General features: G+C 72.3%; 25 protein-coding genes. 16 read left to right on the top strand and 9 right to left on the bottom strand.

Going from position 1 to position 22885, the window contains the following annotated elements; all coding sequences use genetic code 11:
- Window positions 1-24 precede the first annotated feature (24 nt).
- From CP976_RS11470 to CP976_RS11460, 3 genes are all read left to right on the top strand, one after another.
- The gene (locus tag CP976_RS11470; protein WP_150480262.1) at window positions 25-735 is read left to right on the top strand and encodes a class I SAM-dependent methyltransferase; all 711 of its coding nucleotides are present in this window, start codon (window positions 25-27) and stop codon (window positions 733-735) included.
- Entirely contained in the window at window positions 728-1789 is a 1062-nt protein-coding gene (locus tag CP976_RS11465) for a protein kinase family protein (protein WP_150480261.1), read from the top strand. The genes CP976_RS11470 and CP976_RS11465 overlap by 8 nt, the downstream gene beginning before the upstream one ends.
- A 113-nt stretch (window positions 1790-1902) precedes the next feature.
- Window positions 1903-2367 (top strand): DoxX family protein, encoded by a 465-nt coding sequence (locus CP976_RS11460; RefSeq protein WP_150480260.1) that lies wholly within the window; start codon window positions 1903-1905, stop codon window positions 2365-2367.
- Between the two features lie 18 nt (window positions 2368-2385).
- On the opposite strand, the gene CP976_RS11455 is transcribed toward CP976_RS11460, so the two are convergent.
- On the bottom strand, window positions 2386-3036 hold the full coding sequence (locus CP976_RS11455; RefSeq protein WP_229875812.1) for an RNA-binding S4 domain-containing protein: 651 nt from the start codon (window positions 3034-3036) through the stop codon (window positions 2386-2388).
- A 133-nt stretch (window positions 3037-3169) separates the two neighbouring features.
- Here CP976_RS11455 and CP976_RS11450 point away from each other — a divergent pair, with 133 nt between their 5' ends.
- From CP976_RS11450 to CP976_RS11440, 3 genes are all read left to right on the top strand, one after another.
- The gene (locus tag CP976_RS11450) at window positions 3170-3787 is read left to right on the top strand and encodes a helix-turn-helix domain-containing protein (protein WP_150480259.1); all 618 of its coding nucleotides are present in this window, start codon (window positions 3170-3172) and stop codon (window positions 3785-3787) included.
- Window positions 3788-3885: 98 nt separating this feature from the next.
- Window positions 3886-5106: an MFS transporter gene (locus CP976_RS11445; protein ID WP_308430032.1), complete on the top strand. Its 1221-nt coding sequence runs from the start codon at window positions 3886-3888 to the stop codon at window positions 5104-5106.
- A gap of 84 nt (window positions 5107-5190) precedes the next feature.
- The gene (locus CP976_RS11440; RefSeq protein ID WP_190146942.1) at window positions 5191-5895 is read left to right on the top strand and encodes a uracil-DNA glycosylase; all 705 of its coding nucleotides are present in this window, start codon (window positions 5191-5193) and stop codon (window positions 5893-5895) included.
- 17 nt (window positions 5896-5912) lie between these two features.
- Here CP976_RS11440 and CP976_RS11435 read toward each other — a convergent pair whose 3' ends face one another.
- Window positions 5913-6587, bottom strand: a complete 675-nt coding sequence (locus tag CP976_RS11435; protein WP_150480256.1) for a GntR family transcriptional regulator — start codon at window positions 6585-6587, stop codon at window positions 5913-5915.
- A 145-nt stretch (window positions 6588-6732) separates the two neighbouring features.
- Here CP976_RS11435 and CP976_RS11430 point away from each other — a divergent pair, with 145 nt between their 5' ends.
- Together CP976_RS11430 and CP976_RS11425 are read left to right on the top strand one after the other, a co-directional pair.
- Window positions 6733-8196: an NCS1 family nucleobase:cation symporter-1 gene (locus CP976_RS11430; protein ID WP_150480255.1), complete on the top strand. Its 1464-nt coding sequence runs from the start codon at window positions 6733-6735 to the stop codon at window positions 8194-8196.
- A 5-nt stretch (window positions 8197-8201) separates the two neighbouring features.
- A complete protein-coding gene (locus tag CP976_RS11425; protein WP_150480254.1) occupies window positions 8202-8924 on the top strand; it encodes an aspartate/glutamate racemase family protein in 723 nt (240 codons plus the stop codon).
- A 1-nt stretch (window position 8925) separates the two neighbouring features.
- Here CP976_RS11425 and CP976_RS11420 read toward each other — a convergent pair whose 3' ends face one another.
- Together CP976_RS11420 and CP976_RS11415 are read right to left on the bottom strand one after the other, a co-directional pair.
- Window positions 8926-9531: a gamma carbonic anhydrase family protein gene (locus CP976_RS11420; RefSeq protein ID WP_150480253.1), complete on the bottom strand. Its 606-nt coding sequence runs from the start codon at window positions 9529-9531 to the stop codon at window positions 8926-8928.
- Between the two features lie 17 nt (window positions 9532-9548).
- Window positions 9549-9962 carry a RidA family protein gene (locus CP976_RS11415; RefSeq protein WP_150480252.1) on the bottom strand — a complete coding sequence of 138 codons (414 nt, stop codon included), beginning with the start codon at window positions 9960-9962 and terminating at the stop codon, window positions 9549-9551.
- A 153-nt stretch (window positions 9963-10115) separates the two neighbouring features.
- On the opposite strand from CP976_RS11415, the gene CP976_RS11410 reads away from it, so the two are divergent.
- Complete coding sequence (locus CP976_RS11410) at window positions 10116-10892, top strand: nucleotidyltransferase family protein (protein ID WP_373304879.1); 777 nt, start codon at window positions 10116-10118, stop codon at window positions 10890-10892.
- A 223-nt stretch (window positions 10893-11115) separates the two neighbouring features.
- Window positions 11116-13110, top strand: coding sequence for an FUSC family protein (locus CP976_RS11405; RefSeq protein WP_167537323.1), 1995 nt, complete (start codon window positions 11116-11118; stop codon window positions 13108-13110).
- Here CP976_RS11405 and CP976_RS11400 read toward each other — a convergent pair.
- Both CP976_RS11400 and CP976_RS11395 read right to left on the bottom strand, forming a co-directional pair.
- The gene (locus CP976_RS11400; RefSeq protein WP_150480250.1) at window positions 13078-13665 is read right to left on the bottom strand and encodes an SAM-dependent methyltransferase; all 588 of its coding nucleotides are present in this window, start codon (window positions 13663-13665) and stop codon (window positions 13078-13080) included. The genes CP976_RS11405 and CP976_RS11400 overlap by 33 nt on opposite strands.
- Window positions 13644-14600: an endonuclease/exonuclease/phosphatase family protein gene (locus tag CP976_RS11395; protein WP_150480249.1), complete on the bottom strand. Its 957-nt coding sequence runs from the start codon at window positions 14598-14600 to the stop codon at window positions 13644-13646. Before CP976_RS11395 ends, CP976_RS11400 begins: the two co-directional genes overlap by 22 nt.
- A 134-nt stretch (window positions 14601-14734) precedes the next feature.
- Here CP976_RS11395 and CP976_RS11390 point away from each other — a divergent pair, with 134 nt between their 5' ends.
- The 3 genes from CP976_RS11390 to CP976_RS11380 all read left to right on the top strand — a co-directional run bounded on the left by CP976_RS11390 (window position 14735) and on the right by CP976_RS11380 (window position 17192).
- Window positions 14735-16099, top strand: a complete 1365-nt coding sequence (locus CP976_RS11390) for an amidohydrolase (protein WP_150480248.1) — start codon at window positions 14735-14737, stop codon at window positions 16097-16099.
- A gap of 74 nt (window positions 16100-16173) precedes the next feature.
- Window positions 16174-16854: a DUF899 domain-containing protein gene (locus CP976_RS11385; RefSeq protein ID WP_150480247.1), complete on the top strand. Its 681-nt coding sequence runs from the start codon at window positions 16174-16176 to the stop codon at window positions 16852-16854.
- A 155-nt stretch (window positions 16855-17009) separates the two neighbouring features.
- The gene (locus tag CP976_RS11380; protein ID WP_150480246.1) at window positions 17010-17192 is read left to right on the top strand and encodes a hypothetical protein; all 183 of its coding nucleotides are present in this window, start codon (window positions 17010-17012) and stop codon (window positions 17190-17192) included.
- Window positions 17193-17215: 23 nt separating this feature from the next.
- On the opposite strand, the gene CP976_RS11375 is transcribed toward CP976_RS11380, so the two are convergent.
- The 3 genes from CP976_RS11375 to CP976_RS11365 all read right to left on the bottom strand — a co-directional run bounded on the left by CP976_RS11375 (window position 17216) and on the right by CP976_RS11365 (window position 20594).
- Complete coding sequence (locus CP976_RS11375; protein WP_150480245.1) at window positions 17216-19189, bottom strand: ABC transporter ATP-binding protein; 1974 nt, start codon at window positions 19187-19189, stop codon at window positions 17216-17218.
- 311 nt (window positions 19190-19500) lie between these two features.
- Entirely contained in the window at window positions 19501-19935 is a 435-nt protein-coding gene (locus CP976_RS11370) for a hypothetical protein (protein ID WP_150480244.1), read from the bottom strand.
- Window positions 19932-20594, bottom strand: a complete 663-nt coding sequence (locus CP976_RS11365; RefSeq protein WP_229875809.1) for an ATP-binding protein — start codon at window positions 20592-20594, stop codon at window positions 19932-19934. Before CP976_RS11365 ends, CP976_RS11370 begins: the two co-directional genes overlap by 4 nt.
- Before the next feature lie 246 nt (window positions 20595-20840).
- On the opposite strand from CP976_RS11365, the gene CP976_RS11360 reads away from it, so the two are divergent.
- The 3 genes from CP976_RS11360 to CP976_RS11350 all read left to right on the top strand — a co-directional run bounded on the left by CP976_RS11360 (window position 20841) and on the right by CP976_RS11350 (window position 22867).
- Entirely contained in the window at window positions 20841-21701 is an 861-nt protein-coding gene (locus CP976_RS11360) for a helix-turn-helix domain-containing protein (protein WP_150480242.1), read from the top strand.
- Window positions 21702-21956: a DUF397 domain-containing protein gene (locus tag CP976_RS11355; RefSeq protein ID WP_020277664.1), complete on the top strand. Its 255-nt coding sequence runs from the start codon at window positions 21702-21704 to the stop codon at window positions 21954-21956.
- A 98-nt stretch (window positions 21957-22054) separates the two neighbouring features.
- A complete protein-coding gene (locus tag CP976_RS11350; protein WP_150480241.1) occupies window positions 22055-22867 on the top strand; it encodes an SAM-dependent methyltransferase in 813 nt (270 codons plus the stop codon).
- Window positions 22868-22885 lie beyond the last annotated feature (18 nt).

The raw sequence follows: 22885 nt of genomic DNA, 5'->3' as shown, positions 1-22885 counted from the left end.
CGTTGGGCGGGCATGGAGCTGAAAATGCGTGAGGGGTACGAGGGGACGGGACCCGGGGCCATCACCCCGGACGGCTGCGCTGTGGAGTTCTACTCGCGGCTGCCCGTCGGGGACGAACCGGACGTCATCGCGGCAGCGGTGCCGGCGGGCGCGCGCATCCTGGAGCTGGGCAGCGGCGTCGGGCGCATGACCCATGCGCTGCTGGAGCGCGGATTCGAGGTCACGGCGGTGGACGAGTCCGCCGAGATGTTGGAGCGGGTACGCGGGGCGCGGACGATATGCAGCCCCATCGAGGACCTGACCCTGGCCGAGAAGTTCGACGTGGTGCTGCTGGCGTCGTTCCTCGTGCACGCCGGGGACGCAGAGGTGCGGCGAGGCCTGCTGCGCACCTGCGTGCGGCATGTCGCGGAGGGCGGCTGCGTGCTCATCCAGCGGGAGGGCGAGGACTACCACACGAACGTGCCGCGTGAGCGGGTGGACCCCAGCGGCTTCACCGTCCGCGTCGTGTCGTCGGAGCCGGTCGGCGACGGGGTCAACTCGGTGCGCGCGGAGTACGAGTTCCCCGACGCGGTCTGGACCCATACGTTCCGGGCGCGACCGCTGACCACGGAACAGTTCGAGGAGGCGCTGGAGGAGACGGGCCTGAGAGTGGACCAGTACCTGACGGAGGATCGGACCTGGGTGAGGGCGGTGCAGGCCCGGCAGCCAGGCGGTCCGGGCGAGCGGGGTGCGTGAGGCGCCGTACGGGGCGGGGGAGGCCGGGCGACTGGCCGGTTACGACAGGGTCTCGACGTCACTGGCGCTGTGCGGGGACGCCGAGCTGCGCGGGCTGGTGGACGCGGCCGTGCCGTTGGGGACGGGCATCGGCGGGAAGTCGGCCCGGATGGACGTGGCCGGCACGACGGTTTTCGTGAAGCGGGTGCCCCTGACGGACCTGGAGCGGCTTCCGGAGCACCTCCGGTCCACGGCCAACGTGTTCGAGCTCCCCACCTTCTGCCAGTACGGCGTCGGCGGGCCCGGGTTCGGGGCGTGGCGCGAGGTCGCCGTCCACACGATGACGACGAACTGGGTGCTCTCCGGGCAGTTCCAGGGCTTTCCGCTGATGTACCACTGGCGCGTGCTGCCGGACGAGGCCCCCACCCTCGCGGAGGAACTGGCCGATGTGGAACGGGCCGTGGCCTACTGGGAAGGCAGCGCGGAAGTACGGCGTCGTATCGAGGCACTGCGGCAGTCGTCGGCGAGCGTCGCGCTGTTCCTGGAGTACGTCCCCCAGACGCTGCACGCGTGGCTCACGGAGCAGGTACGCGCGGACGACGCGGCGCTCGACCGGGCGTGCTCGCTCGTTGAGAAGGAACTGCGGGCCGGTACGTCCTTCATGAACAGCCGGGGGCTGCTCCACTTCGACGCCCACTTCGAGAACGTCCTGACCGACGGCCGGCGCCTGTACTTCGCCGACTACGGCCTCGCCCTGTCCAGCCGCTTCGACCTCTCACCCGCCGAGACCGACTTCTACGACCGGCACGCCGGCTACGACCGCTGCTACACGGCCAGTTACCTCGTGAACTGGCTGGTCACCGCCCTGTACGGCGCGGACTGGGAGATACGTGGAGCACTGATACGGGCCTGGGCCGAAGGACAGCAGCCCACCGGGGTGCCGCCCGGGGCGGCGAGGATCCTCGCCCGCCACGCGCCGGTCGCGGCCGTGATGACGGACTTCTACCGCACGATCCAGGAGGTGAGCAGGACGACTCCCTACCCGGCGGAAAGACTCCGGCGGTTCTGCCCGTGACGAGCAGGGCCGGCGCGACGCGGGTGAAAATCTGCCGGGTGGGATGAGTTCGAGCGTGAGGGGCGGTCTATCCCTGCGACATCACCACGGACCGCTTCCCCCAGGAGACCTCCATGTCCGAGACCACCGCTCCCGTCGCCTCCGGCCCCTCCGCCCCGGCCGGTGTGGTCGTCGCCGAGTCCGTGACCGCTCGCGGGCGGCGTGCCCGGATCGCGCTGCGCGGCCTCCAGGTGCTGCTCGCCCTCTTCTACGGGATCGCGAGCGCCCTGCCCAAGCTCATCGCGCACCCGTCGGCAGCCGAGTCGTTCGAGAAGCTCGGCTGGGGCAGCGCGGGGATGTACACCATCGGTGCGCTCGAACTGGCCGGAGCGGTCGCCCTGTTGATCCCGCTGCTCCAGTCGGTGGCGGCGATGGCGCTGGGCGCGCTGATGGTGGGCGCGTTCGTCGTCCAGATCACCGTCATGGGCGGGCAGTACGCGGCGACGCCGCTCATCCTGATCGTGCCGCTCGCCCTCATCGCCTGGGCGCGGCGGGGGCACAACGCGGAGCTGCTGCGCCTGCTGCGGCTCCGCGGGTGACTCTGCCGCGTGCGCTACTCATGGCCTGGGCTTGCCCGGCCCTCCGCCGGGGCCGGGGCCGAAGCCGCTTCCCGGTCCCGGTCCCGGTCCCGGGCCGGCCAGGCCGCGTAGGCGTTCCAGCTCGCGGCGGTCCCGCTTCGTCGGGCGGCCCGCGCCGCGGTCGCGGATGCCGGCCGGGGCGACGGCCTCGCGGGGCGGGGGCGGCGGGGAGTTGTCGATGTAGCACTGGGCGGCCACGGGGGCGCCGACCCGCTTGCGGATCAGCCGTGTGACGACGACGACCCGTTCCCGGCCGTCGTGCCGCAGGCGCACCTCGTCGCCGACGCGCACGGCGTGGGCGGGCTTCACTCGCTCGCCGTTGACGCGGACGTGTCCGCCCCGGCAGGCGGTGGCGCCCAGGGAGCGGGTCTTGACGAGGCGTACGGCCCAGATCCAGCTGTCGACGCGGACCGTCCCGCCGCTCTGCGGCCCGGCGGCCTCGGCGGCAGCGATCGCCGCCGCGACCTTCGGGTCCACGGTCTTGGGGTCCGCGCTCTTGGGGTCCGCGCTCTTGGGGTCCGCGCTCTCGGGGTCCGCGGTCTTCGGGTCCGCGGTCTTCGCGTCCACGGCTTTCGGGTCCACGGCCTTCGTGTCGTCCGCCCCGTCGTACTCCGCGCCTTCAGAAGCCATGTCCCCGACCTTAGTCCTTCAAGTGCCCTGTTTTCGGGCTGGCCGGGCAGGTGATCGCCCTCGACGGGGATCGGCAAAATTAGTTTTGCAAAAAGTCTTTTGGTAAATTCTGGCGCTCGCCTACCCTGCCGGCATGGACAGCGACGAGCACAAGCGCGTACTCGATCCCGAGCACGACACCGATGCCCTGAAGGCCCTCACCCACCCCCTGCGCATCCAGCTGCTCGGGCTGCTGCGGCAGGACGGGCCCGCCACGGCCAGTGAGCTCGCCGCGCGGACGGGGGAGTCGTCGGCGTCGACCAGCTACCACCTGCGGGTGCTGGCGAAGTACGCGTTCATCGCCGAGGCCGAGCACCGTGACGGCCGGGAGCGGCGCTGGCGGGCCCGGCACACCGTGACGTCCTGGAGCAACGAGGCGATGGAGTCCTCCGAGGCGGGCCGCGCCTTCGTCAGCCTGGCGCGGCGGCGGCAGCTGGAGCACCTGGAGGCGTCCCTCGCCCGGCACGAGGCGGACATGGCCGCCGGGCGGTTCGGCCAGCAGTGGGTGGAGCCGTCCGGGATCAGCGACCTCATGCCCCGGCTGACGGCCGAGTCGCTCACCGAGCTCTGGGACACGGTCGCCCGGAAGCTGGAGGAACTGACCGCCCGGGACGCGGAGGATCCGCGCGCCGAGCACGTCGTGCTCCTCACCGCCGGCCTGCCGCTCGCCCCGCACGACCGTGAGGGCACGGATCGCGAGAGCGCCTCATGACAGAGCTGCGAGAACCGTTGGAGACGTCCGGGATACGGACCGCTCGCCGCCGGTACGTCACCGTCTGCGCGCTCTTATGGCTGCCGCCGGGCCTCGGTATGGCCTCGCTGGTCCTCCTGTTCAGCGAGCGCGGCATGTCCCTCGCGGCGGTGGCGGGGCTCTTCGCCGCTCACTCGCTGACCGTGGCCGTGCTGGAGCTGCCCACGGGCGGACTCTCGGACGTCCTCGGGCGCCGGCCGGTCCTGGCCATGGCCGGTGCGCTCAACGTGGTCGCCTTCGCCCTGGTCGGCCTCGGCACGACCGCCTGGGTACTCACCGCCGGCATGGTGCTCATGGGCGTGGCCCGCGCCCTGGCCAGCGGTACCGCCGAGGCCTGGTACGTCGACACCGTCCAGGCGCACTCCGGCCCCGGCGCCGAGCTGCGGACGGGCCTGGCCCGGGGCGGCTCCGCGACCTCCGCCGCCCTCGCGGCCGGCATCCTGCTCGGCGGTGCCCTGCCCTGGCTGCTCGGCCTGGGGCCCGATCTCGGCGCCCGGCTGAGCGAGGCGACGTCCGGGGCGGTGCTGCCCCTGTCCGTTCCCGTGCTGCTCGGAGCCGCGGTCAGGATCGTCTTCGTCTGCTACGTGCTGACCGTCCTGCGGGAGCCGCCGCGGCCTGCGGCCACCCCGCGTTCCGTGCTGCGCGGCGTCCCGGTCACCGTCCTGGGCGGACTGCGGCTGGGCGGACGCGACGCGCTGGTCCGGCGGGTCCTGCTCACCGCCGCGGCCGTCGGCAGTGCCCTGGCCGTCGTCGAACTGCTCATGCCGGGCCGTACCGCGGCGCTGACCGGGGCGACCGGCTCCGGCGCGATGGCCTATGCCGCGCTCTCCTGTGCCGGCTTCGTCTGCGGCGGAGTCGGCAGTCACCTCGCGCCGCTCGCCGCCCGGGTCGCGGGCAGCGGTGAACGGGCCGTGCTGGTCTGCCTCGGGGGCTGTGCGGGCGGCATGCTGCTGCTCGGTGTCACCGCGTCCACCGCGCACCTGCTCGCCACGACCCTCGCGGTCGTCGGCTTCTGCCTGTTCCACCTCGGCATCGGTGCGGCTTCCCCGAACGAGAACGAGCTGCTGCACCGCAGGGTCCCCAGCGCGCAGCGCGCCACCGCCCTGTCCGTCCAGTCCCTCGCCCAGCAGTTGGTCGGCGCGCTCACCGGCCTGGCCGTCGGGGTGTTGCCGCCGGGCCCCCTGCCCTGGCTGCTGACCGGTGCCGTGCTGTTTTCCGGGGCCCTGCTCTGGCTCCGGCGGGCCGGAGTCCGGTCCACGCCGGTCACGACCACCACCTGAACCGGTGCGCCGGGGCGTCCGGACCGGCCCGGGAAACCCGCCTCCCTCCGACGACCACGATCCCGCTGGGCCTACCGTGGAGTGATGGACGCCAGCGGTCTCCCTCTCCTCGACCGGCGCATCACGGACTGCCGGGCCTGCCCGCGGCTGGTCTCCTGGCGGGAGGAGGTGGCCCGGGTCAAGCGAGCCGCCTATGCGGACTGGACGTACTGGGGGCGGCCGGTGCCCGGGTTCGGACCGGAGGACGCCCGGCTGCTGATCGTCGGACTGGCCCCCGCCGCCCACGGCGGCAACCGCACTGGCCGGATGTTCACCGGCGACCGCTCGGGGGACGTCCTGTACGAGGCGCTGTACGACGTAGGCCTCGCGTCCCGGCCCACCGCCGAGCACGCCCACGACGGCCTGGAGCTGTACGGCGTGCGCGTCACCTCGCCCGTGCACTGCGCACCGCCCGCGAACAAGCCCACTCCTCAGGAGCGGGACACCTGTCGCCCCTGGCTCGTGCAGGAACTGCGGCTGCTGCGTCCGACGCTGCGGGCCGTGGTCGTGCTCGGCGCCTTCGGCTGGCAGGCCGCGTTGCCCGCGTTCGCCGAGGCGGGCTGGTCCGTGCCCCGGCCGCGGCCCGCCTTCGGCCACGGCGCCCGGTTCCGCCTGGACGGCCTCGAGCTCTTCGGCTGCTTCCATGTCAGCCAGCGCAACACCTTCACCGGCCGGCTCACCCCGGTGATGCTGCGCGATGTCCTGCGGACGGCCGCGCGGGCGGCGGAGTTGCCGACGACCGCCGACTGAAGAGGGCTGGAAGAGGGCTAGGGGATGTCCGGGAGGTGCTCCTCTTCAAACAGATGCCGCACCGTGGAGCGGTAGTTGGTCCGTACGTGCGTGAGCGCGTGTGTGCGTGCCCGGTCGGGGTCGCCCGAGGCGATCGCCTCGTACAGCTCGCGGTGCTCCACGAGGAGCTGGGGCCACTCCTCGTTGCGCCGGGTCATCCAGCGCAGCCGGCCGGCGACCGGTTCCAGGGCCTCGGTCAGCAGGCTGTTGCCGGCCATTGCCACGATGCGGTCGTGCAGGCGGCTGTTGAGGTCCGTGATCAGCTCGGCGTCCCCGGCCTCGGTGGCGGCGGCCGCGCGGTCGAGGAGCTCCTGGACCTCGGCCAGGTCCTGCGGTGTCGCGCGGGACGCGGCGAGTCCGGCGGCGTAGACCTCCAGAGCCTCGCGCAGTTCGAACAGTTCCTTGACGTCGTTCGGGGTGAGTCGGCGTACGACCGTGCGGCGGGGCGTCTCGAAGTGGACGAAGCCCTCGGCGACGAGCGCCCGGATCGCCTCCCGGACGGGAACGCGCGAGACACCGAAGCGTTCCGCCAGCTCACGTTCGACCAGGCGGTCGCCGGGACGGAGGCTGCCCGCGATGATCTCCTGCCGCAGGTCCGCCGTGACGCGTTCGCGCACCGCTCCGAGGGGTTCGATCTTCGTCATGGAACCCATCCTCGCCGACGCGGAGCCTCTTTTACGGAGCGTTAACAAGAGGGACATCGGTCAGAACGGTTGACGGCGAGACCATGTGCGCAGTTTGGTATACCAAACCCTCGCAGAGCAGTCCTCCTTCGTCCCCTTGCTCATGGAGGCCCCCGTGTCCCTCGCCGACCGTGCCGCACCCCCCGGCACCCCAGCGTTCGTCCCCGATCCCCGGCTCACCAACGAAGACCTCGCGCCCGCGAAGAAGCGCAACTGGAAGGTCTTCGACCTCTTCGCCATGTGGATGTCCGACGTCCACAACCTCGGCAACTACACCTTCGCCGCCGGGCTGCTCTTCCTGGGCATGAACGTCTGGCAGATCTTCACGTCCCTGCTCGTCGGCTTCGTGATCATCTACATCGGCATGAACTGGATGGGGAAGATCGGGCAGCGCCACGGCGTCCCCTTCCCGGTCGTCAGCCGTATCGCCTTCGGCGTCTGGGGCGCCAACATCCCGGCGCTGATCAGGGCCGTGATCGCCATCATGTGGTACGGCATCCAGACCTACCTTGCCTCTGTCGCCGTCAACGTGATGCTGCTCGCGGCCTGGCCCGGCCTGGAGTCGTGGACGCACAACTCGTTCCTCGGACTGGACGCGCTCGGCTGGGTCTCCTTCATCGCGCTGTGGCTGGTCCAGGCGGCGATCATCAGCCGGGGCATGGAATCGGTCCGCAAGTTCCAGGACTTCTGCGGTCCGGCGATCTGGCTCGTGATGATCGCGCTGGCCGTGTGGATCCTCGCCAAGGCCGGCTGGACGATCTCGCTCACCTCCACCCCGCATCCGGTCTCCGTGGGCGAGCAGTGGCGCCAGTGGTTCGGCGCGATCGGGCTGGTCCTCGCCACGTACGGCACCCTGATGCTCAACTTCTGCGACTTCTCCCGCTTCTCGCCCGACTACAAGTCGGTCAGGCGCGGCAACTTCTGGGGCCTGCCCGTCAACTCCACAGCCTTCGTGATCGTGTCGGTCATCGTCACGGCGGGCGCGTTCGAGGTGTTCGGCAAGGAGATCACGGACCCGGCCTACCTCGTCGCCGAGATCGGCAACACGTGGGTGCTGGTGCTGGGCGCGCTGACCTTCGCCATCGCCACCATGGGCGTCAACATCGTCGCCAACTTCGTCTCGCCGGCGTACGACCTCGCCAACGTCTGGCCGCAGAAGATCACCTTCAAGGTCGGCGGCATGATCAGCACGGTCGCGGCCCTGCTCGTCACGCCCTGGAACCTCTTCTCCAACCCGACCGTCGTGAACTACTTCCTCGGCGGCCTCGGTGCCTTCCTCGGCCCGCTGTTCGGCGTGATCATGCTCGACTACTACTGGGTCAAGCGCGGCCGCGTGAACGTGGACGAACTGTTCGACGCCACCCCCGGCTCCCGCTACCACTACCGCAAGGGCGTCAACCCCAAGGCGCTGTGGGCCTTCCTGCCGGCGGCGGGTGTCGCGGCGGTGCTCGCGCTGGTGAAGGACTTCAGCGACGTGGCGCCGTACTCCTGGTTCATCGGCACGGCCCTCGCGGCCGGGCTGTACGCGGTCCTGTGCCGCAGCGAACGTGCCGCCGAGCGCGTGGCCGTGGAGGTCTGAGAGACGTGCGGATCGTCGTCACCAACTGCAACACCACGCAGGAGATGACCGAGGAGATCGTACGAGGTGCCCGGGCCGCCGCAGGCCCGGGCACCACCGTGACCGGACTGACCCCCCGGTGGGGGCCGGAGTCCGCGGAGGGCTGGCTCGACAGCTACCTGTCCGCCGCCGCCGTCCTGGACACGCTGCGGACGTACGACGGACCGCCCTACGACGCCGTCGTCATGGCCGGCTTCGGGGAGCACGGGCGCGAGGGCGTCCGGGAACTGGTGGGCGTACCGGTCGTCGACATCACCGAGGCGGCGGCGCATCTGGCCTGCCTGCTGGGCCGCCGCTACGGCGTCGTCACCACGCTGGCCAGGTCCGTCGGCCAGATCGAGGACAGCCTGGAGACGGCGGGCGTGGCGCGGAACTGCACCGCGATCGTCGGCACGGGCCTGAACGTGCTCGACCTCGGCGACGACGAGCGCACCGAGACGGCGTTCCTGGCCGCCGCCGAGCGGGCGTGCGCGGCCGGGGCAGAGGTGCTGGTACTGGGCTGCGCCGGCATGACGGGGTTGCAGCGGGTGGTCGGGGAGAAACTGGGCCTGCCGGTCGTCGACGGAGTCGCCGCGGCGGTCAAACTGGCGGAGTCGCTGGTGGCGCTGGGGCTGACGACGAGCCGGGCGGGGAGCTACGCCGAGCCGCCGGCGAAACGGAGGGTGTGGGGGCGGCCCGAACGGCACTGACTCATGAGGGGCCGTCGAGTGTGACGTCGTCGCGATGGGCGCCGTAGAGCCGCACCTGGCGGGCCATCACCTCCCGCATCGAGGTGCCGCGCGGGATGCCGTACACCGTGCCGGGGAAGTCCAGCGCCTCCTGCACCTGCCACAGCTCGTCATGCTCGCCGGGGGCGAAGAGCCGGGCCCGGGGCGCTCCCGCCGCGATCCAGCCGATGGGCAGGACGGTGCCGGGCGGCAGCACGGAGTTGACGTGCAGCACGCTGTGGATCCGCAGTTCGGACCCGGCGCTCGCGACGGCGCCCGGGAAGACGCAGGCGCCGGTCGCCACGAAGACCTCGTCCTCCAGCGTCGCCCCGTTGACATGGGCGTGCGGGCCGACGAGCACGGCGTCACCGATCACCGCGGGATGCCGGGCCCGCCCCCGCACCAGCGCGTTCTCCATGACGACGACGTCCGAGCCCACCCGCACCTCCCCGTCCTCGGCGGTGAGCACGGCCCCGTGCAGCACCCGGCTGCGCTCACCGAGGACGACGGCCCCGCACAGGACGGCCGTCGGGGCGACGTACGCGGACTCGGGGACGACGGGGCGCCGCCCGCGGTGCTCGATCAACATGGCGTTCTCCTCAGGCCTCAGGCCGGCGGCTCGCCGGGCACGACCGCTGTCGCCGTAATCTCCACCAGCTGTCCCGTGTATCCGAGGCACGCCACGCCGATCAGCGTCGACGAGTGCGGACCGGCACTGAGCCCGGACGCCTCGACGACGTCCCAGACGGCGGACAGCGTCGCCGGTTCACCGCTGACCACGTACACCTCGGTCACCACGACGTGCGCCAGGTCGCTGCCGACCGCGCGCAGTTGCTCGCGAAGGTTGTCGATCACCTGCTCGGCCTGCCGCACGGGGTCTCCGGGACCGACGAGCTTGCCGTCGGCGTCCAGCGGAACGGAACCGGCGAGGAACGCGAGTCTGGTGCCGGCTTCCACGACGGAGGCGTGGGAGTAGACGGGCGGCGGAAACAGGCTCGGGACAGTGACTCGCTGGATCACGGGGATCTCCGATCTACGGGGGCGGCCGAGGGCAACCCACCGATCATGCGAGGCATGGTGCGCGGACGCACCCGTATTTCGTTTCACTCCGGCCGAGCCGTCCCCCTACGCTTCACCAGACCCCCGTCACCCGCCCGCCGAGGAGCCGTGCCCGTGCCCACCCTCCCGGACCAGACCTTCCTCGACACCACCGCCGACCGCCTCGCCGCCCTCCCCGCCGTCCGGGCCGTCACCCTGGGTGGCTCCCGCGCCCAGGGCACCGAACGCCCGGACAGCGACTGGGACCTGGCGGTCTACTACCGGGGCGGATTCGACCCGGACGACCTCCGTGCGGTCGGCTGGGAGGGCGAGGTCTCCGAGCTCGGCGCGTGGGGCGGCGGCGTCTTCAACGGCGGCGCCTGGCTGACCGTCGACGGCCGGCGCGTGGACGTGCACTACCGCGATCTCGACGTCGTCGAACACGAGGTGGCGGAAGCGGAGCAGGGCCGCTTCCGGGTCGAGCCGCTGATGTTCCACCTGGCGGGCATCCCGACGTACCTGCTCGCCGCCGAACTCGCGATCAACGAGGTGCTGCGGGGCGAACTGCCGCGTCCCGCGGCCTACCCGCCGGCCCTGCGCGAGACCGCCCCGGCCCACTGGCACGGCATGGCCGCGGCCACCCTCGCCTACGCGAAGGCGGGCCACGCGCCCAGGGGGGCGGTCACCCAGGCCGCGGGCGCGATCGCCGTCGCCGTGACGCAGACGGCGCATGCGGTGCTGGCGGCGCGGGGGGAGTGGGTCACGAACGAGAAGGGCCTCGTCGCACGGGCGGGCCTGCGTGACGCGGACGCGCTCCTGGGCACCCTCACCCGCGCTCCGGACGAGCTCGCGCAGAGGATCACCGACGTGGAGACCCTCCTGAACCGGGCCGTGGAGGCAGCGCGGAACTGACCGGGTACGGCCGTCGCCGACTGCGTTCATAGAGCGATTGGATTCATAGAGCGATCGGGTTCATAGAGCGATTGCGTTCATAAAGAACCCGGCTTTCCCGGACTCCGTCACGTTCCGGCAACCTTCCCTCCAGGAACCCGGCCTACTGTGGGCACCCACACCCCCGCCCGGCCACCGTCGCCCGAAGGCCCACCCCTGCCCTCGACAAGTCGACAGGAGCCCTGTGTCCCGGTCCCGCCGTGTCCTGCCCGCGTTGCCGCCCTGGCTCGCGCACGCCCTGCGCGCTCAGCGGGGGCCGGTGCCCTGGAGCGCGGTGACCCGGGGGGCCCTGTCCGCGGGGCCGCTGCTGCTGGTGGCCGTGCAGGTCGGGCGTACCTCGCTCGGGGTCGTCGCCGCCATCGCCGCCATGCTCGCCGGGATCAACGACCGGCCCGGGAGCCGGCGGGTCTCCGTCAAGCGCATCGGGGTGCCCGCACTGGGCGGTGCCCTGGGGCTGGTGGTGGGGACGTACGCCGGGCAGCAGACCGGCGCGGTCGTGCTGACCGGGATCCTCACGTTCGTCGGGCTCGTCGCCGGGAGCATCAGCGCGATCGGGCCCGTCGCGTCCGCCGTCGGGACACAGCTGCTCGTCGCCTCGGCGATCGGGGCGGGCATGCCGCTGCCGGAGCCGGGCTGGGAGCGTGCGCTCGCCTACGTCGCGGGCGCCGGGTGGCTGCTCGTGCTCCGGCTCGCGCTGCCCACGCCCGGCTCCCTCGCCGGGGACTTCCGGTTCGACGGGGAGCGGAAGGCCGTCGCCGGCGTGTACGACGCCGTCGCCGAGCTGCTCGACGCCGTCGGCGGGCCCGAGGCCATCCGCCGCAGGGCCGCGCTCACCGCCGCACTCGACCACGCGCAGGACGCCCTCGCCGGGCCCCGGCTGCGGCGGTACGCCTCCTCCTCCGCCGAGCGGCGGCTGCACGCGCAGTACGCCGCCGCCCTGCCCCTCGCCGAGGCCGCCACCGCGCTGGCGTGGGCCGGAGAGGCCGTCGCCGAGCGGGCCTCCGAAGGACCCCGGCGGCTCGCCGCCGCCGTACGCGGCAACAACCACACCGGGCCGCTGCCCGCACCCTCCCGCTCGGCGCCCGCGCTGCGCGCCCTCGACGACGCCCTCCTGCACGCCGCCGAGGTGTTCGACCAGGGCAGGGGCGGCGATCTGCACACCCGGCCCCGTACGCCCAGGGACCGGCTGCGCGCCGCCTTCGGCAGCGCCGGACGCGAGTACGGACTGCGTGTCGCCCTCTGCTTCGGGGCCAGTTCGGCGGCCGCCCAGGCCCTGCACCAGGGCCAGTGGTACGGGCAGCACGAGCACTGGTACTGGCTGCCGGCCACCGCCGTCTTCCTCGTCAAGCCCGACCTGGGGCCGCTGGCCTCGCGGGTACTGAACCGTGCCGCCGGCACCGTGCTCGGCGCGGTCCTCTTCGCCGGATTCGCCGTTGTCCTGCCCCGGCCGGAAGGGCTCATCGCGCTCGTCGCCCTCAGCGGAGCGCTCATCCCGGTCGCCACCCGGCACTTCGCCGCCCAGACGGCCGTCGTCACCGTCCTCGTCCTCGCCCTGGTCATGGTCGGCGGCGAGCCGCAGGCCTCCATGGGGCGGATCGGCGAGACGCTGCTGGCCTGCGCGATCGTGCTGATCGTCGGGCATCTGCCGATGCCGGGACAGCGGGGCGGGGGAGTGCGCGCCCGGCTCGCGGCGGCGAGCGAGGCCGCGTACGCCTACCTCACCCACGTCCTCGACGAGGCCGACACCCCGCGCATCGGCACCTCCGGCACGCCGTCCGAGCGCCGCGCCGCCGCCTCTGAGCGCCGTGTCACCGACCGCGCCACCGCCTCCGACCACCGCGCCACCGCCTCCGAGCGCCGCGTCATCCCCTCCGACGACCGCGCCACCCGCTGGACCCTGCGCCGCGAGGCCTACCGGACCCTCGCCGAGGCCCGAACGGCCATCTCCCTGTCCGCGCACGAACTGCCCGCCCTCGCCCGGCACACCGAGGGCGCGGACGAGGTGGCCGACCTCCTCGAACGCCTCGTCGACACCACCACCGCCTGCGCCGTCCACCTCGACGACACGGGACGGATCGGCCCCGAGCACACCGAGCGCCTCACCGCCCTCCTCGACGAACTCGCCGGACCGGTGGAGCGGGTGGGGCTACGACCTCCCGGGACGCCCCTCGCCGGATAGCCGCCCCGGCACCACCGCCCTGCCCAGCACGCCCACGAGGGCGGCGCCCCGCGCGGTCGCCGCCCGGCGCACCTCGGTCGCGAACCCGTGACCCGCGACCGCCGGCTCCACCTTCGCGGCGATCTCCCCGGCCCGCTTCCCGTCCGGCGGTGCCCAGCACAGGCACAGCAGGCCTCCCGGTGCCAGCCAGCGCCTCAGAGCGGCCAGTTCCCGGTCCGCCGGGCGGGTCCAGAAGAGGTTCACATCGACCGCCAGGATCCTGTCGAAGGAACCGGTGGCGAAGTCGGCGTCCTCCAGCGGCACGGTGTGGAAGGCGGCCCTTCCGGTGGCGAGCGCGTCGCTGTTGCGGCGGCGTGCCACCTCGACGGCCTTGGCGGAGCGGTCGATGCCGGTGACGGTGCCCGTGACGAGGCGGTCGCGGACCAGCGCGACGGCGACCCCCCGGCCGCAGCCGATCTCCAGCACCCGGTCGTCGGGTGCCGGGTCGAGGATTCGCACCGCCCAGGTCAGGCGCTCGGGGACATCGATGGTGCTCAGCCCCCGATCCGCACCCACACCGGCGCGTGGTCCGACCCGGGCGCGCCCCGCCGCTCCGCCGGATCGGGGCCGACCGACGGCAGACCGGGCGGGCCCTCGCCGGGCAGGCCCGTGCCCGCCGCCGTCACCCGGTGCACCAGACGGTGGCTCAGCAGCACATGGTCGATCAGCTCGCGCCGCCCGGAGTTCACGCGGGAGTAGCGCTGCCCGGGCGGGATGAGCGGGGCCACGTCCCACAACCGGGTCGCGTCACCCTTGTCGGCCTTCTCGTACCCCGGCGTGCCGATCTCCGAGCCGGGCGGGCCGAGCAGGATCTGTGTGGTCGCGGCCTGCATCTCGTCGTTGAGGTCGCCCAGTACGGCCACGTCCCTGCCCTGCCCGTCCCCGTCGAGGAGTTCGTCCGCGAGGGCGCGCAGGGCCGTCGCCTCGGCGGACCGCCGGTACAGGGCGTAGGCGCCGTACCGGGCCCGTTCGCCCTCGTCGCGCGGCTGGAACCGGTCGTTCGGGTACGACAGCAGCTTCGACTTCAGGTGACAGACGGCCACCCGCAGCGGCCCGTGCCCGGCCTCCCCGGCCTCCACGGCGAGGAAGCCCCGACCCGCCCGCGTCACCGTCGCCCCCGAGTCGTCCACCTGCACGGGACGCAGCTCCGCCGGGAACGCCGTCGTGTCGGCCAGCACCGTCACGGCCGTACGGCTCAGGAACCCGACCCGTATGCCCCGGCTGTCCGCGTGCTCGGACAGGGCGAGCTGCCAGTCGTCGTCGAGCATTCCCGCCAGGTCCTTCAGGGCCTCGGGGTCCCCGACCTCCTGCACGCCGAGCAGCGTGGGGTCGAGTTCCGTGATCACGGCGGCGAGCGCGGCGAGCTTCACCTCGTACGCGGCCTCGTCCTCGGGGCCGTACGGGCCGCCGGGCCGGTAGAGGTTCTCCAGGTTCCAGGTGCCGAGGAGCATGCCGGGCTCCTTTCAGAAGCCGACAGGCGGGATGCTGGGACCAGGGTGCTCCCCCGGCCCGCCCCGCGACAGAGCCGCGACGGGATGTGCGGTTCGGCTCATGCCGCCCCACGACCTCGTCGTACGTTGGCGCGGTGACGCCTTCTGCCGCGGACAGTCCCGCCGACCTCATCATCAGCGCATGTACCGTCCTCGTGCACGACGATCAAGAGCGCATCGGGTTCGAGGAGGACGCCGCGATCGTCGTACGCAACGGCGTCGTCGAGGCGGTGACGACCGCCGCCGGGGTCGCGGACCTGCCCGCCGCCGAGCGCCTCGACGCCCGGGGCCAGGTCGCCCTGCCCGGTCTGATCAACTGTCACACGCACGCGCCGATGGTCGCGCTGCGCGGCCTCGCCGAGGACCTGCCCACGCAGGAGTGGTTCAACGACGTCGTGTGGCCTGTGGAGTCCAACCTCACGGAGGAGGACGTCGAGTTGGGGGCGCGGCTCGCCTGCGCCGAGATGATCCGCGCCGGCGTCACCTGCTTCGCAGACCACTACTTCGCCATGGACGCGGTGGCGCGAGTGGTCGCGGAATCCGGCATGCGGGCGCTGCTCGGCGAGGCGTTCTTCTCCTCGCAGGGCCCCGAAGGCCGGGAGCGATCACTGGAGTTCGCGCTCCGGCACCGCGGCGCGGCCGACGGCCGGATCACCACCGCGCTCGCGCCCCACGCCCCCTACACGGTCGACGACACCGACCTGGCCGCCACGGCCGAGCTCGCCCGCACACACGGCCTGCCCGTGCACCTCCACGCCGCCGAGAACCGCGACCAGACCGAGACCAGCCTGGCCCGCCACGGCGCGACCCCGATCGAGGTCCTGGAACGCACCGGCATCCTCCACACGGACCTGCTCCTCGCCCACGGCACCGGCATCGTCGACAGCGACCTCTCCTTGCTGGAGCGGTCGGACGGTCGTACGGCCGTCGCCACCGCGCCCCGCGGCTACCTCAAGTTCGCCTGGCCCGACACCACACCGGTCCGCGCCCTGCGCGACATCGGCGTCGACGTCGGGCTCGCCACCGACGGTGCCGCCTCCAACAACTCCCTCGACGTGTGGGAGTCGATGGCCCTCACCTCCCTGGTCCAGAAGTCCTCCGAGGGCGACCCCCGCTGGCTGACCTCCCGCCAGGCCCTGCACCACGCCACCCTCCAGAGCGCCCGCGCCGTGGGACTGGGGGACAGCGTCGGCAGCATCGCGCCGGGGCGGCGGGCGGACATCGTCCTGGTCGACCTCACCGGACCGCACACCCAGCCCGTCCACGACCTCGCCGCCACCCTCGTGCACAGCGCCCGCTCCGCCGACGTCCGCACCACGATCGTCGACGGACGGATCCTGATGCGCGACCGGAGGCTGCTGACGATCGATGTGCCGGCGGTGGTACGGGAACTCGAGGAGCGCCTGCCCGCCCTCGTCGACCGCAGCCACGGCCGGCGCATCCAGGACTACGACACCTGACTCCATGGCAGCGATGAGTTCCGTCCCTCCCGCCGGTCACCACCTACGGACGGACCGTTGCCACAGGAGGGCCCATGTCGCTTCCGGAGATCGTCTCGCGCGGGCAGTGGCGCGCGGAACTGCTGGTCAAGGAGAAGGCCGCCACCCGCGCGCGGGACGCGCTCAATGCCGAGCGGCGCGGACTGCCCATGGTGGAGGTCGGCGAGGAGTACGTGTTCGAGGGCGGGGACGGCAAGGCCACCCTGCTCGACCTGTTCGAGGGCCGGCACCAGCTCGTCGTCTACCACTTCATGTTCGCGCCCGAGTGGGACGCCGGCTGTCGCAGCTGCTCCGGGTTCCTGGATCAAATAGGGCATCTCGCCCATCTCAAGGCCCGCGGTACGTCGTTCGCGGCCGTGTCCCGGGCGCCGTATCCGAAGATCCTGCCGTTCAAGGCGCGGATGGGCTGGACGGTGCCCTGGTACTCGTCGTACGGCGGCGACTTCAACCACGACTTCGAGGTGACCCTCGAACACGAGGGTGAGCTCGTCGAGCGCCCCGGCCTCAGCTGCTTCCTGCGGGACCGTGACCGGGTCTTCCACACCTACTCGACGTACGAGCGCGGCCTCGACGGCCTGGGCTCGACCACCAGTCTGCTGGACCTCACCGCGCTGGGCCGCCAGGAGGAGTGGGAGGAGCCCAAGGGGCGCGCGTCGGCCCTTGGGGCACCTGCGGGGAGTGAGCACATCCGGTATCACGACGAGTACGACGACTGATACGGAAAGTGAACAGGTAGACCAAAGGGCTGAGAGGTTTGTCACACTCGGTGGTGAACGAGTGTCAACTACGTCTCAGAACCGTCACTTAGCGAGCCGTTCACCCCATGGTTGGCGTTTAACTCTACGAGTACAGCGCGACATGGAGGTGCAGGGTGAACGGGCGAACGGTGCTCGAGAGCTTTCCCGCCGGTGGGCCGCGTGGCTCCTGGCCGGCGGAGGAGTTCGCGCAGGCGCGGCGTCTGGAGGGCCTGCCTGCCGAGGTCGTCATGGACCTCGCCACGGACATGTTCCTGGTGATCGTGCGCAGCGCGGACGGTGCCGACGCCGTGGCCTGACGCGTGCACCGAGGGGGGCTGGCTCAGCCCGCCTTCGGCGACGGCACCTTCGGAACCGGCTGAACCGGCTGGACCGTGGTGGGTGACTTGGCGAACTGCTCCGCCTGGAGGGCGTACAGCTCGGCGTAGAGACCGCCGGTCGCCAGCAGCTCCTCCGGAGCCCCTGACTCCACAAGCCGGCCCTGGTCCAGGACGTGCACCAGATCCGCGTGGCGTACGGACGCCAGCCGGTGCGTGATCAGTACGACCGTCTGGCCGCTGTCGGCCAGGGCGCGGATCCGCTCGAAGACCTCCAGCTCGGCCCGGGCGTCCAGGGCCGCCGTCGGCTCGTCCACGATCAGGATGCGGCCCCTGCGGTAGGCCGCCCGGGCGATGCCCAGCCGCTGCCACTGGCCGCCCGACAGTTCGTGCCCGCCGCTGAAGTTGCGGGCGAGCAGCGTGTCCAGCCCGCGCGGCAGGTCCGCGATCACCGTCTCGGCCCCGGCCTCGGCGATCGACTCGGCCAGCCGTTGTTCGCACACCGGCGCCGACGTACGCCCCAGGGCGACGTTCACCCGGGCCGTGAACGGCCACCGCTTGAAGTCCTGCGCCACCATCGCGATCCGCTCGGCCAGCCGGTGCCGGTCGGCGGTCGCCGCGTCCACGCCGTCCCACAGGATCCGCCCCTTCTCCGGCGTGTAGAGCCCGGCGAGCAGCTTCACCAGGGTCGTCTTGCCGGAGCCGTTCTCGCCGACCAGTGCCACGATCCGGCCCAGCGGAAGGCTGAGCGACACGTCGTCGAGAGCGGGGCGTGCGGAGTCGCCCGGGTAACGGAACGTGACGTTCTCGAAGCGGATCTCGCGCGGGTCCTCCGGCAGCGGACGGCCGCCCGCCGGGATGGCCCGCTGTGCCGCCTCCGTGTACAGCCGTTGCAGATCGCCGACGAAGAGGGCCTCCTCGTGCAGCGCGTTGACCTCCACGACGAGCGTGTCGAGGCTCTGCGAGCCGGTCCGGATCGCGATCACGGCCGTACTCGCCACCGACAGGGCCATCGCGCCCGCCAGCAGCAGCCCGCCGAGCGTCGCGTACGTCGCCACCGTCGCCAGACCTGTCCACGCCGCCGCGATCAGGCCGGTACGGGCGGCGAGCCGGGCCAGGCGGGCCTGCTCGGCCTCCGCCGTCTCCGACATCGCGCGAAAGTGCCGCAGCAGGAACGCGCCCACCCCGTGCACCCGGATCTCGGGGGCCGCCTCCGGCTCGATCAGCAGATTGCCGATCAGCCGGCCCGCACGGGCGTGCTGCACCCAGGCGTGGAAGGACTCGTAGCGCCGCCGGGCCACGGTCAGCGCGCTCCAGGCGCTCGGCAGCGTCATCGTCACCAGCAGCGGCAGGAGCGCCGGGTGCAGCACGGTCAGGACACCGGCCGCCGCGACGAGCGAGATCATCGCGTTGATCACACGCGTCCCGTACATGATCATCCGGCGGGCGGAGGCGGCCCCGTACTGCGCGGTGTCCAGCAGCTTGTGGAAGGCGTGGTCCTCGATCGCGGCCAGTTCGACGGCCGCGGCCCGCTCCAGGTACTGCTCGGTCGCCACCCGCTCGACCTTGGGCTCCAGCCGTCCGGTGGCGTAGGTGCTCACGGCTCGCAGCAGCGCCGCGAGCAGCATCACGGCGGCCACGGTGACCAGCGCGGGGACGGCGCCGCGCAGCCGGTCCTCGATCGGGCCGCCGCCCATCAGCCGTGCCAGCACGCTGTTGACCGCGAGCAGCGCCACCGCCTGCGCCACGCCCCGGCCCGCCTCGGCGGCCAGCACGACCCGCGCGGCGCCCCGGTCGGCCTGCCGGGCGAGCCGGAGGCTGGACGCCAGCAGGGACGGCAGCCGGCTGATCATGGCGCGGAAGTTCAGCTCCAGGAACGCGTCGGCGTGCTGGTTCCAGCCCATGTCGTAGCGCAGCGGTCCGCCGAAGAGCAGCCGCTCCGACTCGGACACCTCCGGCGCGGTCCGCTTCTTCGCCACCGTCGACCGACCTCCCTGTTCGTGCCCCGCTCCTGGACGAGAACGGTCACTATTGCGGGGCGGAGGCCGCCCGGGCAGGGCGCAGCCCGGGGCGCCGGAGGCGCGCGGGCGCACGACCCGACCGGCGGAGGCGTGGGACGGCGCGGAGTCACAAGGGTGGTGCGTATGTCCTGGCCGAGCAGTGTCCGGCGGGTGGTGCGCATGTCCTGGCCGGGCAGTGTCCGGCGGGTGGTGCGTACGTCCAGGCCGAGCAATGCCCTGCGGGGGCGCGTATACCCCGGCCGAGCCGTGTCCGGCGAGCTCGCCGGACCCTACGCGCTGACCGGGCGCGACCAGGCCGGAGCGGTCCCCGTCACGCGGCACAGGGCGAGATACAGCGGTATCGGCGGGGTGTACGGCAGCCTGCCGTCCGGGCGGTGGATCAGTTCGGGGAGCTCGGGGGTGTCCGGGACGACCGCGCCGGTGGCGTAGTGCGCCGGGGCGGGCCACTCCAGGGCGTGGTCGGAGTCGGACGGCACCAGCCACCACCAGTGCGTCTCGTCGGCGTAGACGCAGCCCACGCGGGGCAGCCGGGGCAAGACCAGGGAGCCGAAACGGGCGGGTACGGCGATCGCGTCGCAGCCGAGCGGGGCGGTCATGCCGTCGGGGACGGGCAGCCGCAGTGCCGGCCCGGTCGTCCGCAGCCCGCGCCGGAGGCGGGTCAGGGTGTCCAGGTTCAGGACGCGGCCACCGCGCCCGGGACTCATGCAGGCCCTCGCTGTCGGCGTCGCTCCTGCGGGGGAACCTCCCGGGCGCCCTTCGTGTGGCGGGCCCGGTCCGCTCCGTCCCCGTCGCCCGGGTCGTCGGACGGCCCCGGCTTCGGACGGGCGCCCCAACCCAGGTCGTTCCGGGGCTCCGCCGCCTCGCCCGGGGTATCCGCCGTGCGCGGCAGCTCGGCCCAGACCAGCAGCCCGGGGCCGTGCTCATGGGCGCCCCAGGCGTCGCAGAGGGCGTCGACGAGAAGCAGTCCCCTCCCGTGCTCCTCCTCGGGCCGGGTGCGGCTGGCCGCGTGGGGCTGGCCCGGGGCGCAGCCCTCGTCACGCACGGCTATCCGCACCAGGTCGTCGCCGTCGTGCAGCTCGCACACTATGTGCGTGCTCGCCGTGTGCACGATGGCATTGGTGACCAGCTCGGAAACCACCAGGGCCGCGCTGTCGCAGGTGTCCTCGCACACCGACCAGCCGGTCAGCCGGGCCCGCGTCAGGCGTCTGGCCTGTGCGGGAGAACCCGGATGTGCGGCCAGCTCGAAACGGAACCGGCGCTCGGCAGCGGCCCCGACGGGGCTTGCTTCCGAGGTGGCACCCAGGCCGTAAGGGCCTGCGGCGGCGTCTGTTCCTAAGGGCGCGGACGGAATCACGCTTGCCACTATCGCCCCGCCGTGAACACTTGGCAAGTGTCACTCTGAAAATTGCAGAGTGCCGTGTGACGGTCTGGAAGGCCGTGGCACACTGCTCGCAACAGCACGTCGCGCGGCGCCAGTTGAGATCGTCGAAGGTCTGTTCGGAACGTGAGTTCGGATACCCAGCTCTTCGGAACGGTCTTCGCATGGCGCCGCCGGGCTGTCAGCGTTCTTTTGTGGCCGGCTCGTCAGAACTCTTCGTGGAGGTGGAGCGTGAGCGAACCACGGTCCGCGCCGACGGTGGGCCAGGTCGTTCTCGGCCGGCGCCTGCTGGACCTGCGGGAACGCGCCGGGCTGAAGCGCGAGGAGGCCGCCCGCATCCTCCGCGTCGCCCCCGCCACGGTCCGCCGCATGGAGATGGCCGAGGTCGCGCTCAAAATCCCGTACATGCAACTGCTCCTGAAGGCCTACGGAATCTCCGACGAGGAGGCCGACGCCTTCGTCCTGCTGGCCGAGGAAGCGAACAAACCCGGCTGGTGGCAGCGTTTCCACGACATCCTGCCCGGCTGGTTCTCGATGTACGTGAGCCTGGAGGGCGCGGCCGCGGTCATCCGCAGCTACGAACCGCATTTCGTCCCCGGGCTGTTGCAGACCGAGGACTACGCGCGCGGAGTGCTCCGGTCGGGCGCCATCGGCCAGACGCGGCCCGACGACATCGAGGGCCATGTCGCCCTGCGGATGCAGCGCCAGGAACTGCTCACCCGTGAGGACGCGCCCCGGCTGTGGGTCGTGATGGACGAGACCGTGCTGCGGCGCCCCGTCGGCGGCCCGGAGGTGATGCGTGCCCAGATCGACAGGCTGCTCGAGGCCACGAAGCTGCCCAACGTGACGTTGCAGGTCGCCCCGTTCGCCAGTGGGCCGCACCCGGGCACGTACGGGCCGTTCGTGCTGTTCCGATTTGCCATGCCCGAACTGCCGGACATGGTCTACAGCGAGTACCTGACCGGCGCGATCTACCTCGACGCGCGCGCCGAGGTGGCGACCCACCTCGAGGTCATGGACCGCATGGCGGCGCAGGCCGCTACGGCACATCGCACGAAGGAGATCCTCAGGGATCTCCGCAAGGAGCTGTAAATGGATCGCATCAAGCCGCGCAAACACGTCTACAACGGCATGCCCGCGCGCGACTTGGGCAGCGAAGGCTGGCACAAGCCGTGGAGCGGGGGGAACGGCGGGAACTGCCTGGAGGCGATGAAGCTCGCCGACGGCCGGATCGCCGTGCGGCAGTCCACCGACCCGGACGGTCCGGCGCTGATCTACACCACGGACGAGATGACGGCCTTCATCGAAGGGGCGAAGGCGGGAGAGGCGGACTTCCTCCTGTCCTGATGTGATCGCCCGTTCTGCTGCTTTCTGCCGCTGTCTGTGGCTCAACTTCCTTACGCTGGTGCTGAATTGATCACCCCTTGTGTCTTATGGAGTGCCTCATGACCGGGCAGGACCCCACCTCGGCCGTCGCGATCGACACGAGCAGACCGCATCCGGCGCGGATGTACGACTGGTACCTCGGCGGCAAGGACAACTACCCGGTCGACGAGGAGATGGGCCGGCAGATGCTCACCCTCGACCCGAGGGTGCCGGTCATGGCGCGGGTCAACCGCGCGTTCATGCACCGCGCCACACGCTGGCTGGCGGGCAACGGCGTACGGCAGTTCCTGGACATCGGCACCGGCATCCCGACCGAGCCCAACCTCCACCAGGTCGCCCAGGAGACCGCCCCCGACGCCCGGGTCGTCTACTGCGACAACGACCCGATCGTGCTGGCCCACGCGGCGGCCCTGCTGCGCGGCACGGACCAGGGGGCGACCGAGTACCTCCAGGCCGATGTGCGCGACCCGGACGCCATCCTGGAGGGCGCGAGGAAGGTCCTGGACTTCACCCGGCCCGTCGCGCTGTCACTCATCGCGCTGCTGCACTTCGTCTCCGACGAGGACGGCGCCCACGACCTGGTCCGCCGGCTGCTCGCCGAACTGCCCTCCGGCAGCTACCTGGTCATCACCCACGCCACGGCCGACTTCACACCGGAGGAGTCCAGGGCGGCCACCGAGAAGCTCCGCGCCGCCGGTGTCACCCTGGCCCTGCGCTCCCGCGCGGAGTTCACCCGCTTCTTCGACGGCCTCGACCTCGTCGAGCCCGGCGTCGAGGTGCCCCACCGCTGGCACCCCGAACTGGGCGAGCCCGTACCCGGGCAGGACGACGGGGTGATTCCGGGGTACGGGGCGGTCGCGCGCAAGCCGTAGTTCCACGCGCTTCACAGG

This window comes from Streptomyces coeruleorubidus, assembly GCF_008705135.1.
Classification (GTDB): Bacteria; Actinomycetota; Actinomycetes; order Streptomycetales; family Streptomycetaceae; genus Streptomyces; species Streptomyces coeruleofuscus.
The sequence above is the reverse complement of the archived record's forward strand: the minus strand, read 5'-3'. Positions and strand labels throughout refer to the sequence as shown.

Coding starts and splice junctions, on each gene's coding strand:
- CP976_RS11420 (WP_150480253.1), bottom strand. CDS start 9,531: ATGTTGATCGAGCACCGCGGGCGGCGCCCCGTCGTCCCCGAGTCCGCG.
- CP976_RS11395 (WP_150480249.1), bottom strand. CDS start 14,600: ATGCTCCTCGGCACCTGGAACCTGGAGAACCTCTACCGGCCCGGCGGC.
- CP976_RS11460 (WP_150480260.1), top strand. CDS start 1,903: ATGTCCGAGACCACCGCTCCCGTCGCCTCCGGCCCCTCCGCCCCGGCC.
- CP976_RS11435 (WP_150480256.1), bottom strand. CDS start 6,587: ATGGGTTCCATGACGAAGATCGAACCCCTCGGAGCGGTGCGCGAACGC.
- CP976_RS11470 (WP_150480262.1), top strand. CDS start 25: ATGCGTGAGGGGTACGAGGGGACGGGACCCGGGGCCATCACCCCGGAC.
- CP976_RS11385 (WP_150480247.1), top strand. CDS start 16,174: ATGTCGCTTCCGGAGATCGTCTCGCGCGGGCAGTGGCGCGCGGAACTG.
- CP976_RS11350 (WP_150480241.1), top strand. CDS start 22,055: ATGACCGGGCAGGACCCCACCTCGGCCGTCGCGATCGACACGAGCAGA.
- CP976_RS11450 (WP_150480259.1), top strand. CDS start 3,170: ATGGACAGCGACGAGCACAAGCGCGTACTCGATCCCGAGCACGACACC.
- CP976_RS11445 (WP_308430032.1), top strand. CDS start 3,886: ATGGCCTCGCTGGTCCTCCTGTTCAGCGAGCGCGGCATGTCCCTCGCG.
- CP976_RS11440 (WP_190146942.1), top strand. CDS start 5,191: ATGGACGCCAGCGGTCTCCCTCTCCTCGACCGGCGCATCACGGACTGC.
- CP976_RS11370 (WP_150480244.1), bottom strand. CDS start 19,935: ATGAGTCCCGGGCGCGGTGGCCGCGTCCTGAACCTGGACACCCTGACC.
- CP976_RS11455 (WP_229875812.1), bottom strand. CDS start 3,036: ATGGCTTCTGAAGGCGCGGAGTACGACGGGGCGGACGACACGAAGGCC.
- CP976_RS11355 (WP_020277664.1), top strand. CDS start 21,702: ATGGATCGCATCAAGCCGCGCAAACACGTCTACAACGGCATGCCCGCG.